The organism is Anaerobacillus sp. ABD4_527 (assembly GCF_056160805.1).
The window spans coordinates 2,343,701-2,359,740 of sequence record NZ_JBSWXZ010000001.1 but is presented as its reverse complement, the minus strand read 5'-3'; the positions used below and the strand labels follow the sequence as shown (position 1 = coordinate 2,359,740).

15 protein-coding genes are annotated in these 16,040 nt (G+C 43.6%); 8 read left to right on the top strand and 7 right to left on the bottom strand.

Annotation, left to right across the window (positions count from 1 at the left end; genetic code table 11):
• Nucleotides 1-330 precede the first annotated feature (330 nt).
• Complete coding sequence (locus ACXAHI_RS12165; protein WP_474848028.1) at nt 331-1,296, bottom strand: YndJ family protein; 966 nt, start codon at nt 1,294-1,296, stop codon at nt 331-333.
• A gap of 36 nt (nt 1,297-1,332) precedes the next feature.
• Between ACXAHI_RS12165 and ACXAHI_RS12160 the strand changes: the two genes are divergently transcribed.
• Nucleotides 1,333-2,256, top strand: a complete 924-nt coding sequence (locus ACXAHI_RS12160) for an NAD(P)-dependent oxidoreductase (protein ID WP_474848160.1) — start codon at nt 1,333-1,335, stop codon at nt 2,254-2,256.
• A gap of 104 nt (nt 2,257-2,360) precedes the next feature.
• Here ACXAHI_RS12160 and ACXAHI_RS12155 read toward each other — a convergent pair whose 3' ends face one another.
• The gene (locus ACXAHI_RS12155) at nt 2,361-2,666 is read right to left on the bottom strand and encodes a hypothetical protein (protein ID WP_474848026.1); all 306 of its coding nucleotides are present in this window, start codon (nt 2,664-2,666) and stop codon (nt 2,361-2,363) included.
• A 127-nt stretch (nt 2,667-2,793) separates the two neighbouring features.
• Between ACXAHI_RS12155 and ACXAHI_RS12150 the strand changes: the two genes are divergently transcribed.
• Complete coding sequence (locus ACXAHI_RS12150; protein WP_474848024.1) at nt 2,794-4,080, top strand: MFS transporter; 1,287 nt, start codon at nt 2,794-2,796, stop codon at nt 4,078-4,080.
• 38 nt (nt 4,081-4,118) lie between these two features.
• On the opposite strand, the gene ACXAHI_RS12145 is transcribed toward ACXAHI_RS12150, so the two are convergent.
• Together ACXAHI_RS12145 and ACXAHI_RS12140 are read right to left on the bottom strand one after the other, a co-directional pair.
• The gene (locus tag ACXAHI_RS12145) at nt 4,119-5,033 is read right to left on the bottom strand and encodes a zinc dependent phospholipase C family protein (RefSeq protein ID WP_474848022.1); all 915 of its coding nucleotides are present in this window, start codon (nt 5,031-5,033) and stop codon (nt 4,119-4,121) included.
• Nucleotides 5,034-5,187: 154 nt separating this feature from the next.
• The gene (locus ACXAHI_RS12140) at nt 5,188-6,150 is read right to left on the bottom strand and encodes an ABC transporter substrate-binding protein (RefSeq protein WP_474848020.1); all 963 of its coding nucleotides are present in this window, start codon (nt 6,148-6,150) and stop codon (nt 5,188-5,190) included.
• Between the two features lie 232 nt (nt 6,151-6,382).
• Between ACXAHI_RS12140 and ACXAHI_RS12135 the strand changes: the two genes are divergently transcribed.
• Genes ACXAHI_RS12135 through ACXAHI_RS12120 form a run of 4 tightly spaced genes read left to right on the top strand, consistent with a single transcriptional unit; the run spans nt 6,383 to nt 9,940 of the window.
• Nucleotides 6,383-7,327: a FecCD family ABC transporter permease gene (locus ACXAHI_RS12135; protein WP_474848158.1), complete on the top strand. Its 945-nt coding sequence runs from the start codon at nt 6,383-6,385 to the stop codon at nt 7,325-7,327.
• On the top strand, nt 7,324-8,373 hold the full coding sequence (locus ACXAHI_RS12130) for a FecCD family ABC transporter permease (protein WP_474848018.1): 1,050 nt from the start codon (nt 7,324-7,326) through the stop codon (nt 8,371-8,373). The genes ACXAHI_RS12135 and ACXAHI_RS12130 overlap by 4 nt, the downstream gene beginning before the upstream one ends.
• A gap of 18 nt (nt 8,374-8,391) precedes the next feature.
• Nucleotides 8,392-9,207, top strand: a complete 816-nt coding sequence (locus ACXAHI_RS12125; RefSeq protein WP_474848016.1) for an ABC transporter ATP-binding protein — start codon at nt 8,392-8,394, stop codon at nt 9,205-9,207.
• The gene (locus ACXAHI_RS12120; RefSeq protein WP_474848014.1) at nt 9,182-9,940 is read left to right on the top strand and encodes an IucA/IucC family C-terminal-domain containing protein; all 759 of its coding nucleotides are present in this window, start codon (nt 9,182-9,184) and stop codon (nt 9,938-9,940) included. Before ACXAHI_RS12125 ends, ACXAHI_RS12120 begins: the two co-directional genes overlap by 26 nt.
• A 15-nt stretch (nt 9,941-9,955) precedes the next feature.
• Here ACXAHI_RS12120 and ACXAHI_RS12115 read toward each other — a convergent pair whose 3' ends face one another.
• From ACXAHI_RS12115 to ACXAHI_RS12105, 3 genes are all read right to left on the bottom strand, one after another.
• Entirely contained in the window at nt 9,956-10,873 is a 918-nt protein-coding gene (locus ACXAHI_RS12115; protein ID WP_474848012.1) for a DMT family transporter, read from the bottom strand.
• Nucleotides 10,874-10,902: 29 nt separating this feature from the next.
• Nucleotides 10,903-12,360 carry an amidase gene (locus tag ACXAHI_RS12110; protein WP_474848010.1) on the bottom strand — a complete coding sequence of 486 codons (1,458 nt, stop codon included), beginning with the start codon at nt 12,358-12,360 and terminating at the stop codon, nt 10,903-10,905.
• Nucleotides 12,361-12,535: 175 nt separating this feature from the next.
• Entirely contained in the window at nt 12,536-14,266 is a 1,731-nt protein-coding gene (locus ACXAHI_RS12105) for a B12-binding domain-containing radical SAM protein (protein ID WP_474848008.1), read from the bottom strand.
• A 146-nt stretch (nt 14,267-14,412) separates the two neighbouring features.
• Between ACXAHI_RS12105 and ACXAHI_RS12100 the strand changes: the two genes are divergently transcribed.
• Nucleotides 14,413-15,456 carry a class I SAM-dependent methyltransferase gene (locus tag ACXAHI_RS12100; protein WP_474848006.1) on the top strand — a complete coding sequence of 348 codons (1,044 nt, stop codon included), beginning with the start codon at nt 14,413-14,415 and terminating at the stop codon, nt 15,454-15,456.
• A 60-nt stretch (nt 15,457-15,516) separates the two neighbouring features.
• Nucleotides 15,517-15,990 carry a glutathione peroxidase gene (locus tag ACXAHI_RS12095; protein WP_474848004.1) on the top strand — a complete coding sequence of 158 codons (474 nt, stop codon included), beginning with the start codon at nt 15,517-15,519 and terminating at the stop codon, nt 15,988-15,990.
• Nucleotides 15,991-16,040 lie beyond the last annotated feature (50 nt).

The following is a 16,040-nucleotide window of genomic DNA, read 5'->3' as shown; positions in this document are numbered from 1 at the left end:
TCCCTGTAGGGACTTAGTTCCTACAGGGAAATTTAAAAAGAATTTTTAACCCTAATAAACACTGGTACATCAACATTTCCGGAGGGAGTCATGAGGTATTCACTCCTACTAGAATACTTTAAATCTCAGTGAAACTTTCCGACCTATTATGCTAATATTTTTTCTCCCCGTCATTTAGAGTTGTATTTTTCTTTGATATAAGATCCTAATATGGCGGAGTGGAGCGGAAGGATGCACGACTCCCTCGGAAGCGAGCATCCAGAACCCAAATCAAACCTATTCAGTTAGCTGTTCCTAGTATGCTTTTATTAAAAACTGCAAACCAGCATCTCACATCGAGATGCTGGCTTTTTTAGTAGATAGTGAATCTGCTTCTTGAAGGACCGTTACTCCTAGAAGTCCAAACAACGTGAATCCAAACGTGTTGACAAAGCCATGAAAGAAGACCATGAGCGGAATCCCGAGAATGACAGTTTCATTCACATGAGCGAAACCGTAAATCATTGCAGAGCTCATCGAAAACAGAAGTGACATGAATGAAATCGATAAAAGCATCTGAACGGAAAACTCAAGCTTTGGTACCAGGTATACGAGACAAAGGACAGCAAAAACGATCAAAGGTGTCACGAATTCCACTACAGAAATGAATTCTAGAACAGGCAATGTGTCTGAGAACGTGATCCCCACTGCAATGAAGGGCGGACCTAACAGTACGAGAACAGCGATAATCGTAAACCACGGCTTTATGTTTGGTGCATATGTAATCAAATGTTTTCCTAGAAAAGCCATCATGATCGGTGTGACGAATGCTGCATAATGAAAATGAATCGACGTAAGCAGGACGATCACATCACTAAAATGTAGCACTTGAACGCCTGATCTGTGCAGGACGAGCCAAAGGCCTCCTATGCTAATATACATAAGCCCGAGCTGAATCAATACGCTATTCGTTCTGATTTTGTTCCACGTTTGCAAGACCAAGCTAACCCCATAGAGTGCGATGAGGATAGTGGTTACTAGCCACGGTACTGCTAGAATGACAGCGAGTGTGCCTTGTTCTAAAAAGAATGAAGCACCAGCTGAAATAGCAGCTAAAGGCTGCATTCTGGCTGCATAGCGATAAAAGATATTCTTCTTTTGCTGAACTAAGTGAAGTGTCAGCGGAACGAGAACGAGATAGGCAAACATCAAGAGCATCATCACATACTGCAGCGTATCGATTGGAGTAGTGAGGAGCTTTGTTACTACAAAAGCGACCCATAAAAATAGACCCGCAAAACTACTTGTTTTCATCATGATTTCACCTCCCTTTTAGTGTACGATGAAGAGAGGATAGAAGAAAGAAATTTATGGGAGAGAGAGGCGAAAATAATGGATTCTCAGAAACAAAAACCCGTACTAGGCTTTATCGGTACAGGCGTAATGGGTAAAAGTATGGTGCGAAATCTACTGAAAGCAGGGTACCGCACTCTGGTATACACGAGAACAAAGGAGAAAGCTTCCGATTTGTTAGAAGAGGGAGCAGAGTGGCAAAGCTCCGTTGCAGAACTTGCTTCTACTTCAGACGTCGTTATGACGATGGTGGGTTATCCGAGTGATGTGGAAGAAGTTTATATTGGAGATCAAGGCATCATCGCGAACGCTCGTCCAGGTACAATTATGATCGATTTTACGACATCGCGTCCAGCCCTAGCTGAAGAAATCTATCAACTCGGACTCTCGAATAAGCTATATACCCTCGATGCTCCTGTGTCAGGTGGAGATGTCGGTGCAAGAGAAGGAAGATTGTCTATCATGGTAGGCGGAGAACTAGAAGTATTCGAACAAGTTGAGGACATTTTTAATGTAGTGGGTGAAAATATTGTTCTGCAGGGACCAGCAGGAGCAGGACAGCATACGAAAATGTGCAATCAAATCGCAATTGCTACGAACATGATCGGTGTATGTGAAGCGATTGTCTATGCTGAAAAGGCCGGGCTAAATCCTAGGACGGTTTTGAAAAGCATCGAGTCTGGGGCTGCAGGGAGCTGGTCTTTAAGTAATCTTGCGCCAAGAATGATTGCTAACCAATTGGAACCGGGCTTCTACGTGAAGCACTTTATAAAAGATATGACCATTGCGCTCGAATCCGCAAAGCAGATGGGAATGTTAACGCCAGGACTTGAACTTTCTAAAAAGTTGTATGAAGACTTAGCAGAAAGAGGAGGAGAAGATAACGGGACGCACGCTCTCGTTACGTTGTTTCGAGATGAATAGGAACCTGTATCGCACAGGTTCCTATATTGAGAAGGGAAGTTTCAACGTAGTAACGAATATACTGATACGAGTTTAGTATTTTCAGGGAAATAATCGTTGTAACGCTACTTTTTCTTTGATTTTCGTTCGATTTCTTCAGAAACGACGTAAGCAAGATCGTCGTTTCCGTAAAGAGAGAGGATACTTAAAACAGTTTGGTCAGGTATATGCTCAGATTCTTCTTTTGCAACGATGAGTTCAAGACTTTGTTTTAGTGCTGGGTTTTTTGTTTGATCAGGATAAGCCGTTTCATAGAGTGATTCAGGGTTTAGATCGTTATTTACACACCACTGTGCAAATACAAGAATCATCATGTTTTCATCACGCTGGTAATTTTCAATTACTTTTTTTTCTATGTCTTTACGGTCCAATGAGAACCCTCCGTTTCCCTAATCTACCGTTAGTGTACTCGGACTAAATGGGCATGACAAGAGTATTTATTCATTTCATATCATAGATAGCTAGGATTACCCCAAACTAGCCGATGGAGGGAACGATATGAATAATAAGGAAATACGAAGCTGGATGATGTACGACTGGGCGAACTCTGCATTTGCCACAACGATGATGGCAGCAGTCTTGCCGGTATTTTACTATGATGTTGCAGCTAAGAATATAGACAAAAGTCTAGCTTCTTCTTACTGGGGGTACTCTCAATCGATCGCTGTCTTGATCGTTGCTATTCTTGCTCCATTACTCGGTGCAATCGCTGACTATTCAAATTCCAAAAAGAAATTTCTCCGCTTCTTTGCTTATATGGGAATCCTCTCAAGCATACTCATGGCGTTTGTTGGGGAAGGTGGGTATCTTTTAGCATCTCTATTACTCATCCTAGGGACGATCGGGTTTTCTGGGAGTAACGTCTTTTACGACGCGTTCCTACCTGAAATAGCGAAAGAGGGAGAAATCGATCGGATATCTGCTAGAGGGTATGCATTTGGGTATATCGGTGGTGGGATCCTACTTCTTATTAATCTATTGATGATATTAAATCCCTCATGGTTTTTCTTACCGAATACGCTTGTAGCTACACAGGTCTCATTTGTGACTGTAGGATTGTGGTGGTTTTTCTTTTCCATACCGATGTTCAAGAATGTGAGAGAAGAGAAGAAGACGCAGCCGCAACTAAGTGGTTCATTTTTGACCATAGGGTTCAAACGTGTTGGAACGACGTTTAAAGAAATCAATCAGTACAAACATCTCCTCATCTTTTTAATTGCTTTCTGGCTATATAACGATGGGATTTCGACGATCATCAAAATGGCAACGATCTACGGTCGTGACATTGGAATCAATGCGAATGATCTTATTGCAGCCATTTTGATCACTCAGTTCGTCGGGATACCATGTGCGTTTTTCTTTGGATGGTTGGCGAAGAAGATCACGCCAAAAAAAGCGCTGTTGTTCTCACTTTGGATATATGTCGTCATCGTTTTTCTGGGGTATTTCATGAGTACGGCTCTCCATTTCTATATCCTTGCCTTCATGGTTGGGTTCGTGCAAGGAGGAGCACAGGCTCTTAGCCGTTCCATTTTCGGAAGTATGGTGCCGGAGCATCGTCATGCAGAGTTTTACGGATTTTACGGTATCTCAGCAAAATTCTCTGCAATATTCGGACCTTTCTTATTCGCATTTATCGGGCAGCTAACCGGATCTAGTCGTCTCGGAATATTCTCGATCGTCTTCTTTTTCATAGCAGGAATCATTCTGCTGCATAAGGTGAATATCGACAAAGGGAAAGCAGAAGCGAGAGAAGCGATGGTTCAAGATGGCATACACCTATAGAAAACGCCTTTTCCCAATGAATGGGGAAAGGCGTTTTTTTATACGATCGGGCTAAAGTGTTTGAGTGGTAGGGGGAGCGTGCAGTCCTTCCCTGTATCATAGGAGCGGTTACCGATCAGGTCCTTTAAATCTCTCGTACAGTTTTCCTCGTTGTGCCAATAGTCATGAATGAGAGGGAGGATCGTTGTCGCCTCATCGGTTGCCTGTTCAAGAAGTTCTTCAAATGTTGCGCTCGACTTCTCTTCTTTCACAGAAGGATGAAGCCATTCGTTGCCTTCTTCATTTAGATAGTCCTCATTGCCAACTTCTTTCCTATATGAAAAAGAAGACACCTGTTTCCTCAGCACTTTATTTTTCCAGCCGTATGGATCGAATAAGAGCCTTAGTGCAAGGACCATGTCGTGATAAGATTGATCGATGTAGCGATCGGGCATACGAGCTGCGCTCTCGGGATAAAATCGCTGAACAAGCTCAGAAAGCATTTGTTCGATTGGAGTGTAAAGCGAAGGACCGATGTCGATTTCTTTGTAGACGGGTGTTTTCCATGTATCGATGTCTTTATATTCTTTCATCAAGAGTGTATCGATGATGATCTCGAGACGTTGGTGCTTGTTTCCTTCAAGCCCTGCTCGATAATGAATGTAAGGATGAGTATTGCGGTCAAGAATATGATGAGTAACGAAACCAAGAATATAAGCCTGCAGTCGCGCATCTCCATTTCTTCCGTATTCGATCATATCGATGAGGAATGGACCACACTCTTTTTTATGAAGAACTTCACCGATCTCTTGAACGGGTGTTTCTTTCCATGGCCAAAAATTATGATAAAAAAAAGGGTCCGGCCCTTGAGCTCCAAGGCGAAAATATGGGAGGTGGCATTTGATCGAATTCCACAGGCCAGATTCCGTCATCGCATCTTCTCCGAACAAGATATGCGTCCAAACATTCGGCATCTGTATGTCCCCTCCTATTGAAGTCTTTCTTCTATTATACCTGAGATAGACCTGTCTTCTTGCTATATTTGCAAAGAAAAATTTGTGGAGGGTTGTCAAAGGTTGTCTAGCTTGATAAAAAATGAAAAAACCCGGTCAAAGACCGGGTTTTAGATTACTTCAAGAAAATCTTTTCAATGTCATCTAGTGTTTTGTTTGCTGAAATAACGCCGCCTGACGTGTTCCAGATAGCATCGCTCACTTCATGAACATTACCTTCTTTAACAACTTCGAGGTTGTTCCATAATGGATCGTTCGTCCATTCTTCTTCTGTTGAGTTAGCTTCACCATCTCCAGCTTCATAAGTGAAGTAGAAGAGAACATCTCCATCCATTTCTGGGATGCGTTCTTTTGTTACTTCTTCCGCAAAGTCTTCTTTTTGCTGTGATTCAGGTCGTGCAAAGCCTAGCTGTTCTAAAATTACTCCTGAGAATGAATCTTTATAGTAGATTCTTGTTGTTCCTGCAAGGAAACGAACAACAGAGACTTTTTTGTCTAGTTGCTCACCAAGTTCAGAGCTCATTGAATCGATACGCTCATTATAAGCGTTCATAACTTCTTTCCCTTTGTCTTCCATGTTCATTGCTTTTGAATAGAAGTTAAAGTTTTCTTGCCAGTCGCCTTTCAATGTTTCAGAGAAAACTGTAGGAGCGATTGAGCTTAGTTGATCATAAACAGCTTCTTGACGCAGCTTGTTACCGATGATGAGATCAGGTTTAAGAGCAGCGATTGCTTCAAGGTTAACTTCACTCTCTGTTCCAACTACTTCAACGTCCTTCATATCTTCAGAGATATGTTCGTACCAAGGATCACCTAACCAAGATTGAACGGCACCAACCGGTGTTACACCTAGAGCAAGAAGAGCTTCTGTCCCTTCATTTGTTAGGATCACGACTTTCTCTGGTTCAGCAGGTACTTCAGTTTCACCCATTGCGTGTTCTATTGTGCGCATTTCTGCGTTTTCAGAACTATCATCACCTGATGATTCCTGGTTATTTGTATTTCCTCCGTTAGTTCCACAAGCTGCAAGGATCATCACGACTGCTAGTAACGTAATCATCCATCCTTTTTTAAGCATAGCTTGTACCCCCTTATGTATAGTGATAATCATTTTCATTTACGGTGTTTATCATACTGAATTGTCAAACATGTGTCAACATTTAATTGATAGTGATTCTCAAAATCATTGACACGCTTTCAAACTTTTTCTACACTTAATTTGGAAGGTTTAGAAAGGGACTAATAAAATGACTAGCATAAAACCTATGACGTTAAGGTGGCTGGGAATTGCGTTTGGAGTACTTTTCGTAATGATCTTGATGGCGATGAGCGTTGTCTACGGTCTAACGAGCATTTCCTGGGAAACGGCCTGGAAGTCATTTACTAAATTTGATGGAAGTAATGAACATATCATTATAAGAGAAAACCGCGTGCCTCGAGCTTTTATAGGAGCAACGGTTGGGGCTAGTCTTGGTGTGGCTGGTGCATTGATGCAGGCGATCACACGAAATCCTCTTGCATCTCCTTCAATACTAGGTGTGAATGCAGGAGCGAGCTTTATGATCGTTATTGCAGTGACGTTTTTTTCTGTGTCCTCACTCACAGTGTTTAGCTGGCTAGCATTCCTAGGAGCAGCGGTTGCTTCAGTAATCGTGTATGCGCTTGGATCATTAGGAAGAGAAGGTCTTACTCCAATGAAGCTAACGCTCGCTGGGGCAGCAATCGCTGCGATGTTCTCTTCTCTCACACAAGGGATGCTCGTACTGAACGAGAAAGCGCTAGAGGACGTTCTTTTTTGGTTAGCTGGATCTGTTGAAGGACGCAGTCTTTCGATTTTAATATCAGTTCTTCCTTACATTTGTATCGGTTTGATCGGATCCATTCTTATCAGCTCAAAAATCAACACACTCGTTATGGGAGAAGATGTTGCGGTTGGGCTAGGACAGCGAACGCTTCTTGTAAAAGTGATGGCAGCCGTATTTATCGTCTTGCTTGCAGGAGGATCGGTTGCGATTGCGGGTCCAATCAGCTTGATCGGAATCGTCGTACCCCATCTAGCGCGCTATGTTGTAGGTTTTGACTATCGCTGGGTAATTCCATACAGTGCCATTTTTGGAGCGGTTCTACTGTTACTAGCAGATATTGCAGCACGGTATGTCATCATGCCACTAGAGGCACCTGTTGGGGTGCTGACCGCTGTGATCGGAGCGCCGTTCTTTATCTACATCGCTCGAAGGGAGTTTACAAAGCTATGATGAAATATGCTTCCTTCAGAACGAGATTGTTTTCATATTTAATCGATCGAAAAGCAGTGTGGGTGACATTCATCCTCGGTTTATTCGTTATCTTAGCAGGGCTGATCAGTATAGGCGTCGGTGAGATCTTTATGACGCCTGTCGAGGTTGGAAAAGCGCTTTTTGGATATGGAACTGAGATGAATGAGCTCGTAGTAAAACAGTTTCGTTTTCCAAGAGTAGCCATGGCGATCCTTGCAGGTGGAGCGTTAGCTGTTTCTGGAGCCATTCTGCAAGGGATGATACGAAACCCGCTCGCTTCACCAGATATACTAGGAATCACATGGGGAGGAGCTCTTGCAACGATTGGATTCTTGACGATTTTTAGCGATCGAGCAAACGCCCTTACTGTCAGTATCCAGTGGCTGCCTCTTGCCTCATTCATCGGTGCGATCGCAACTGGATTTCTCGTGTTCGTTCTCTCCTATAAAAATGGGATCTCTCCAATCAGGCTCGTGTTGATCGGAATAGGGCTTGCCGCCGTTCTTCAAGCACTCACGACGCTTCTCATGATTGTTGGACCTATTTACAGAGCGTCAGATGCAAATATATGGATTACAGGGAGTGTTCATGGGACGAATGGGAAGGATGTTCTCACTCTTCTTCCATGGGTTGCGATATTACTACTCGTGTTGATGGTGTATTCGAGGCGCGTCAACCTACAGGAGCTAGGTGACGATGTCGCAAAAGGCGCAGGAGCCATTCTCATGAGAGACCGAATCGTTCTGTTGTTCATCAGTACTGGGCTTGCCGGTGGTGCAGTCGCATTTGCAGGAGGAATCGGCTTTGTTGGCTTGATGGCACCCCACATTGCAAGAAAGCTAGTCGGGGCATCTTTTGGTGTACTCGTTCCTGCCTCAGCACTAGTAGGGAGTATGCTTGTCATCATTGCGGATCTGATCGGTAGGACGCTGTTTTCACCTCTAGAAGTTCCAGCGGGTGTGTTTACAGCAGCGATCGGAGCCCCTTATTTTGTTTACTTACTCTATCGCTCTAGAAACTTATAAATTGACGAGGTGAAAGCCATGTATGCTCTGCAGACAAAAGACCTTACATTGGGATACGGTGAACATACCGTTATAGAAGATCTGAATTTGCTTATTCCTGAAGGGGAACTGAGTGTATTGATCGGTGCGAACGGATGTGGCAAATCAACGCTACTGAGAAGTTTAGCGCGTCTCTTAAAACCACATTCTGGTGGAGTTGTGCTTAATGGAGAAGCAATCTCAAGCATGCAGACGAAAGAGATCGCACGTAAGATGGCTATTCTTCCTCAAGGGCCGGTTGCACCTGAAGGTCTTACTGTGCTTCAACTCGTCAAGCAAGGGCGCTATCCATATCAAAGCTGGTTGAATCAGTGGAAGGAAGAAGATGAGGAAGCCGTCCAGAGAGCTTTAAAGTCTACGAATCTTGAAGAGTTAGCAGAGCGGAGCGTTGATTCTCTGTCAGGCGGACAGCGACAGCGAGCGTGGATCGCTCTGACACTCGCTCAAGATACAGATATTATTCTGTTAGATGAACCAACAACGTACCTCGACCTTGCTCATCAGGTCGAAGTGCTGGATCTCTTGTTTGAGTTAAACAGACGCGATAACCGTACGATCGTTATGGTACTGCATGACTTGAACCTTGCGTGCAGGTATGCAGACCACATTATTGCAGTGAAAGATAAAGGGATTTATGATCAAGGAAAACCTGAGGATATTATATCAGTCAACCTTGTGAAGGATGTATTCGGACTGGATTGCAACATACTAGAGGATCCGCTCTTTGGGACGCCGTTATGTGTACCACATGGAAAGGGGAGAAACATTCATGCTAGCCAAACCGCAAACGTTTAGTAATGAAGAAAAAGCGATACTTGAGAAGCTAAGACTCCATGTGGGAGTGGACCCTTCAGCTACCGGTCAGCTCGGAGAAGTGAAAGATCTATTAGATGCAGATCATCTGAAACGTTTCCTTCAGAAACTTGTTGATGAAGGTCACTTTCCTTCCTTGATCGTCGCAGGATCGCAGTTTGTAAAACGATATGCTTTCATGCTTCTCGTCCCTTTCTTTTATTCGTTCACGAAATGGAATAAGCCTATTGTCGCTGGGCCGGAAATGCTTAAGTACAATGTCGATACAAGTACGACACCATGGATGATGAACTTTGTTCTCCCGAATGACACGATGAGTAAGTCTGCAACGAGAAGCGAGATGAGAGCAAAACTTGCTGATGAGTTGATCAATAAAAACCTTGCTCCACTTATCGAGACCATCGTAGGATCTACAAAACTTTCACCTACCATTCTATGGGAAAATGCTGCAATCTATTTATTTTGGTTGTACGAAACGGAGCTTCAGAAGGATGCGGACGAAGAACAACTAGCTAGGATCCAAGAGGATTTTCACTACCTACTAAAAGAGTTTCAGTGCACGAGCTTTACGTGTGGCGTAAATCCATTCATTCAATATCACACAAAAAAAGAAGATTCAGCAAACGGCATACAACGCTTTCGAAAAACCTGCTGTCTTTTCGATCAAGCGTCAGATGACGGCCGCTGCTGCAAAACATGCCCTAAGATGAAGTGACAGGCACCACCCGGTTTATGTTGAACTCTGTCGAACTGTCTGCTCATCATATAGGACCTCTCGCCGATACGTTCTTGTGAATAGGAAGAGCCCAGTCAAAATGATCCCACCTCCTACCCACTGCAGGAGGTGCAGTGTTTCGCCGAGCAGGAGATATGCGAGAATGCTAGCTCCGATGGGCTCAAATAGAATGCTCATGGCGATAACGTTAACACTGACCCATTTCACTGACCAGTTTAGTAGTGAATGCCCTAGTAAAGTAGGAAAGACCGCTAAAAGAACAAACATCATCCAATCCGAGCCTGCGTAACCGATGAAGGGGTACGTGAGTACAGCGTTATACAGGATGAGCGTGATCGCCGCGATTCCATATACGATGAATGTATATGGGATAAGATCGAGTCGCTTCCGAACGTTTTGACCGAATAACAAATAACCCGTCACCATCGCACAAGCAGTGAGGGCAAGCATGTCGCCGAAAAGGGCGATGCCGCTCACTCTGAAATCTCCCCAGCTAATCACAATAGAACCTGCAATGGCGGTTATTCCACCAACAATTGCAGGCCAAGATAGTTTTTCTTTAAAAAATAGATAAGTACCGATAAAAGCAAATAATGGCTGAAGCGTGACGAGTACAACAGAACTTGCAACTGAAGTGTAGTTGAGTGACTCGAACCAAAGAATAAAATGAAAAGCGAGGCTGATGCCTGCAAGGGTTCCAAAACCCCAGTCTCTTTTGCTAACTCGTTTGAAATCGCCTCGGTACCGGAAGATTACGAGGGGCACCATCAAGCAAGTCGCAAAGATCAGGCGGTACATCGCGATGATCGAGGCAGGAGCGGACGTTAGCTTAACCATAACCGCTGATGTTGAAATAAAAGCAACCGCAATCGCGATCGCTACATACGACTTTTTTTGTTGGGAAGTAGACAACAGTATTCCTTCTCTCTCTTCGTAATCTATTAAACGAGTTCTGCTTCAGCTTCTTCATTCGAATGCTGATCAAACGCATCACACCTTCTGTATCCTCCAAACTTTTCTTCAAGTTTCTCTCCCATTTGAAAAAGTGCTTCTTCGTTTCCATTTCGACTAACAAGCTGAACACCGATAGGCAAACCTTCTTCTTTACTTGTTCCGATTGGGACCACGAGCGAGGGAAGTCCCCAAACGTTTGCGAATGCAACGTAGGGCATATAGTTTAAGAATGTTCTTCTGATCGAGAAAATTTCTTGGTATAGTTCTCCATGCAGCGGAGCAGGTGTATGATAGACCGGCAATACTAGTATACGTCTATCTAAATACTCTTGAATGAGATCCTCACCACGCGTGATCATCATGATGATGTTGTCCGTCTGTTTTCGATTCGGTTTAAAGAGCTTTGCTCCGATTAATGCCCAAGATAAGTAGGAATGAACAGAAGAGGTTCTGAAAAACTTCTCCTTCATATATTCTGCAATCGGAACAGCGCTTCCATCTTCACTCATAAGTTTAGCAAGAGATGCGCCACCGTCGATCGACATGATCTGTTGCCACAGAAGTGCTGCTTCATTAAAGAATGGAGGGTTATTCTGCTCGGTGTCGATTTCTTCTGTAAATGTATCACGAATACTCGAGAGAAGCTGAAACGTCTCACGGTTAATCGGAATACGGTGATGAGGAGTTGGGAAAACGAGTTTAAATTCATCCAAGCTAGACGTTTCCGAACGTTCGTCTGAAATGATCTGGTTGATCAATCGGGCATCTCGAACGGATTTACTTATCGCTCCAATCCCAAGCATCCGCTCCTGTTCACGGATGTGAACGAAAGGAAAGGTTCCTTCGTGGGATACTTGGCGATTACCAGACTTGAATCCTATGACACCATTAAAATGAGCAGGTATCCGAATTGATCCACCGATATCTGATCCGATCCCAACAGCTGCACCTCCTGCAGCGATCAAGCTTGCTTCGCCACCACTTGATCCACCAGCCGTTCGAGAGATGTCCCAGGGATTGTTTGTCCTTCCATAGTGTTTATTATCTGTCTCCTGACAAAAACAAAGCTGCGGCGTATTCGATTTACCCAAAATGATCGCACCCTCGTCCTTTAAGCGTTTCACAACGTGGGCATCTTGCTTTTCACGATGTGTTGTACGATAGCTAAGTCCTCCGGTTGTGTACATCCCCTCCACGTGAAAGCATTCCTTCACACTGATCGGAACACCGAACAAACGACCTTCTGCCTTTTTAGTTGCAAGAGTATAGTCTGCAAGTTTGGCTTCTTCGAGCGCCTTATCAAAACGGTCTTCAACCAGACAGTTTAGAGTAGGATTGATCGATTTAAGCTGGTCGATATACGTTTTGACAACTTGAGAAGACGAAACTTCTCTACTTGCAATCTTCTTTGACAGGGAAACGGCATCCAAATCTACTAGTGACATCTTATCCCTCCATCGTGTCGGACTGAGCCCCGACAAGGTTTACTTAATTAATTCGTCCCCTAACAACATAATCCTTTAAATGACAGGTGACAGGCACCACTCACATATGCTCGAAGAATGTCGACAGAACGGCAACAAAAAAAGCATTTCGTAACGTACGAAATGCTAGTTTCGATTATGAAACAGAGTGCTGAGAGGGAAGAGATGACTGAAAGAGTTCGCTTCTTGAGGTTTTCGGATCATAGTAAACAACAAGAAGCTCCTTTTCACCGTTATTTATCATCGTGTCGACGATCGTATGCTTTTGAAGTTCTCTCTGTGTAAGGCTCAACGATTTAAACCTTTCCCCAAGTAACTGAGGCGTATCTGCAAGTGTATGAAGAAGAGATAGCTGAGTTGCTTTCTCAAGACGATTTTCCCACCAAACCGTTCGTGGTTTCGTTTTAGCGTTCGTTAAGTAATCGATCTTCATAAGAGCAATGATCTGATCAATCTGTTCAGGTGCTCGCATTCTAAGGAAAGTCGCAAGTCTTTTAAACAGATCTTCAAGCTGATGACCGATTCGAGACCAACCATTCTCCTCCCAATAGCTACCGAACTCCTGGAAAAAGTCGAATGGAGAATCGAAAACCTCTGTGACAAGGTACTCGATTGTACGATCCATTCGATGGTCATTCCAGTACTTTTCTAACACATCTTCAACCTGCTTAATTCGGATGATGTCATCAAAGGACAACACATTGTTTCCTAGTATTTCATACGGAGCGTGGTCCATGTAGAGGTAACCATGGTTTGCAGCATTAATCCGAACCCCGGTTCCTCTTAGCATCTTAAGAAAACCAAGCTGTAGCTCTTCTGGTCGAAACGCAAAGACATCGTTAAACGTTTTACGAAACGAGCTGTAATCTTCCTCAGGGAGTCCAGCGATCAAATCGAGGTGCTGATCGATCTTTCCGCCGTCTTTGACCATCGTAATGGTTCTCGCAAGCTTTTCGAAGTTTTGTTTTCGCATCACGAGCTCATTCGTCGCATCGTTTGTAGATTGAATGCCGATTTCAAAACGAAACAGGCCAGGAGGTGCTTCACGATTAAGAAATTCCAACACCTCAGGTCTCATGATATCCGCCGTAATTTCAAACTGAAAAACGCACCCAGGTCGGTGGTGGTCAATAAGGAATTGAAACAGATCGATCGCGTAATTTCTTCGGATGTTAAACGTTCTGTCAACAAACTTAATCGTTTTTGCTCCGTTATCCATCAAGTAAAGAAGTTCATCTTTCATGCGCTCGACTGGAAAATACCGAACACCCACTTCGATGGAAGACAAGCAAAACTGACAGGAATAAGGGCACCCTCGACTCGTCTCTACATACGTTACACGCCGTCCTAATTCTGCGATGTCCTCTTCAAAGCGAAAAGGGGAAGGGATATCACTCAACGAAAGCTTCACAGCAGGAGCGTTGATATGATTTTTTCCATCTTTTCGAAAAGCGATGCCTTTCACGTCGTCCACTGACTCACCAGCTTCAATACGCTTTAGAAGCTCTTTAAACGTAGCTTCACCTTCTCCCATGACGATGTAATCCACCTCAGGAGCCCGATCGAGCCACTCGTATACATCATACGAAACTTCAGGACCGCCAAGAACGATCTTAAGAGAAGGGTTCACTTTTTTCAGCATCTTGATAACTGGGAGCGTTTCTTCAATATTCCATATATAACAGCTGAACCCGAGGACATCGGGCTTCATGGTGTGAAGATCACTAACAATATTCATAACGGGGTCTTTAATCGTATACTCAGCCATCTTTACATCGAACTCCGGTGCAGCAGAAGCTTTCAGGTAGCGTAGCGCAAGACATGTATGAATATATTTAGCGTTCAGCGTACTAACAACAACGTTCATCTTTCCAACTCCTGTAAAATTATTCATTACAATTATAGCACCTCTTGATCAAAAGTAATCAGTTTTAAACATCTGATTATTCAGAATAATAGTTGAAGCAAGTGAAGCTCCGTGAGATGATAAATAAAAAAAGAGGAGTGACTGTTTTGGAAATCGCTTCTGTAACGAGGGAACATCCGTTTACGGAACAGGATCTTGAGTACACTGCGCTTTTGCCACATTATCGTGTTGACCTCAGAAGAGGTAGTGATGAAAAACGCGATCACTTTTACAATGCCGGTGTGAGTGACTGGTCACAGCTGTCCTGGAAAGAAGTAGGAAGGCCGTTCGAAGTTAAAAAGCTTGCAAAGGATCGTGTGGAGTGGGAACAAAGAAACGATACGACAATGCCGGTTAAAACCTCTTGGGAGCATTTTAACCGTTCCTTCCACAGTTTGTTCATGCAAGATGTACCAGCAGAACAGTACAGGCTCAAAGCTGAATTGAAAGATAGTTTCAAAGGTTTTCGGATGCAGGATGTAAAGCACGGGCTGGGTGAGATGATTCGACTATCACTATGGAATTACGTTCATCGAATCGAAGACGGCATCTGGGATCCAAGAGGAAAGCGGGCGTTGTTTGAAGGATTGGATGTGTCAAAACCGCGTATTCTATTTCTAGGGGCAGCTGAAGGGTACGAAGCGATGCAGCTTCATGCGATGTATCCCGGCGGAGAAGTCGTGATGGTGGATTATGATGCGTTTTGTAAAACCGATCGTTTCGGCAAATTTCCAAACACGTACCCTTTTCTTGGAACGAATCCTCAAACAGGTGCAACGAAAGTCTGGTACAAAGACGAGATGAACATTACGTATCTAGTAAAAGATATTCGTGACCTCGATTTTCAAAACGAATTTGATATCGTGTTAAGTGTTGGATTACTAGAGCACGTTCCTGACGAATTTAAGCCGGACATCTTAGAATGGCATAGGAAGTTTGTGAAGCCAAGCGGCTATGTCATCATGACGACTCCACGAAATCAAGTGAAATCGAGAATCTACTATCACATTATGGCGGATATTATGAACCACACGTATCGTGAATTGATGGACATTCGTCAGATGGGACTATACGCTTACGAAAATGGATTCGAGATCTTAAGGAACGGCTATATCAAAGTTCATAACGGAATTATTGCAAGAGCACGCTGATCGTTGGTGAATCTCTCAAATATATGGTATGTGTAGAGGGAAACCAATAGGAGGGATAAGATGACTGTACATTCATTTACGGTAAAAACGATCCAAGGTAACGATGTTCAGCTATCAGAATATGAAGGGAAGGTTCTTCTCATTGTAAATACGGCTAGTAAATGCGGCTTAACACCTCAGTATGAAGGCCTTCAAGAACTCTATCGATCATTAGAAGAACAGCCTTTTGAAATTCTAGGTTTTCCATGTAATCAGTTTGGTAGTCAAGAACCTGGTTCTGAAGAAGAGATCCAAGCGTTTTGCTCGCTTAACTATGGCGTTGATTTCCCTATGTTCTCAAAAATCGATGTGAACGGTGACGATGCTCACCCGCTGTACAAGTATTTAACGCACGAGGCACCTGAAGTCGAACACGGCGACATTCCTTGGAATTTCACAAAGTTTCTTGTCGATAAGGGTGGCAACGTTATCAAACGGTATTCCCCAGAAACAGAGCCACAAGAATTGAAGAAAGATGTCGAAGAAATGCTCTGATTGAGGTTCAATTTTTGTCGGATGCGGGTATATCACCTTTGAGGTGATAT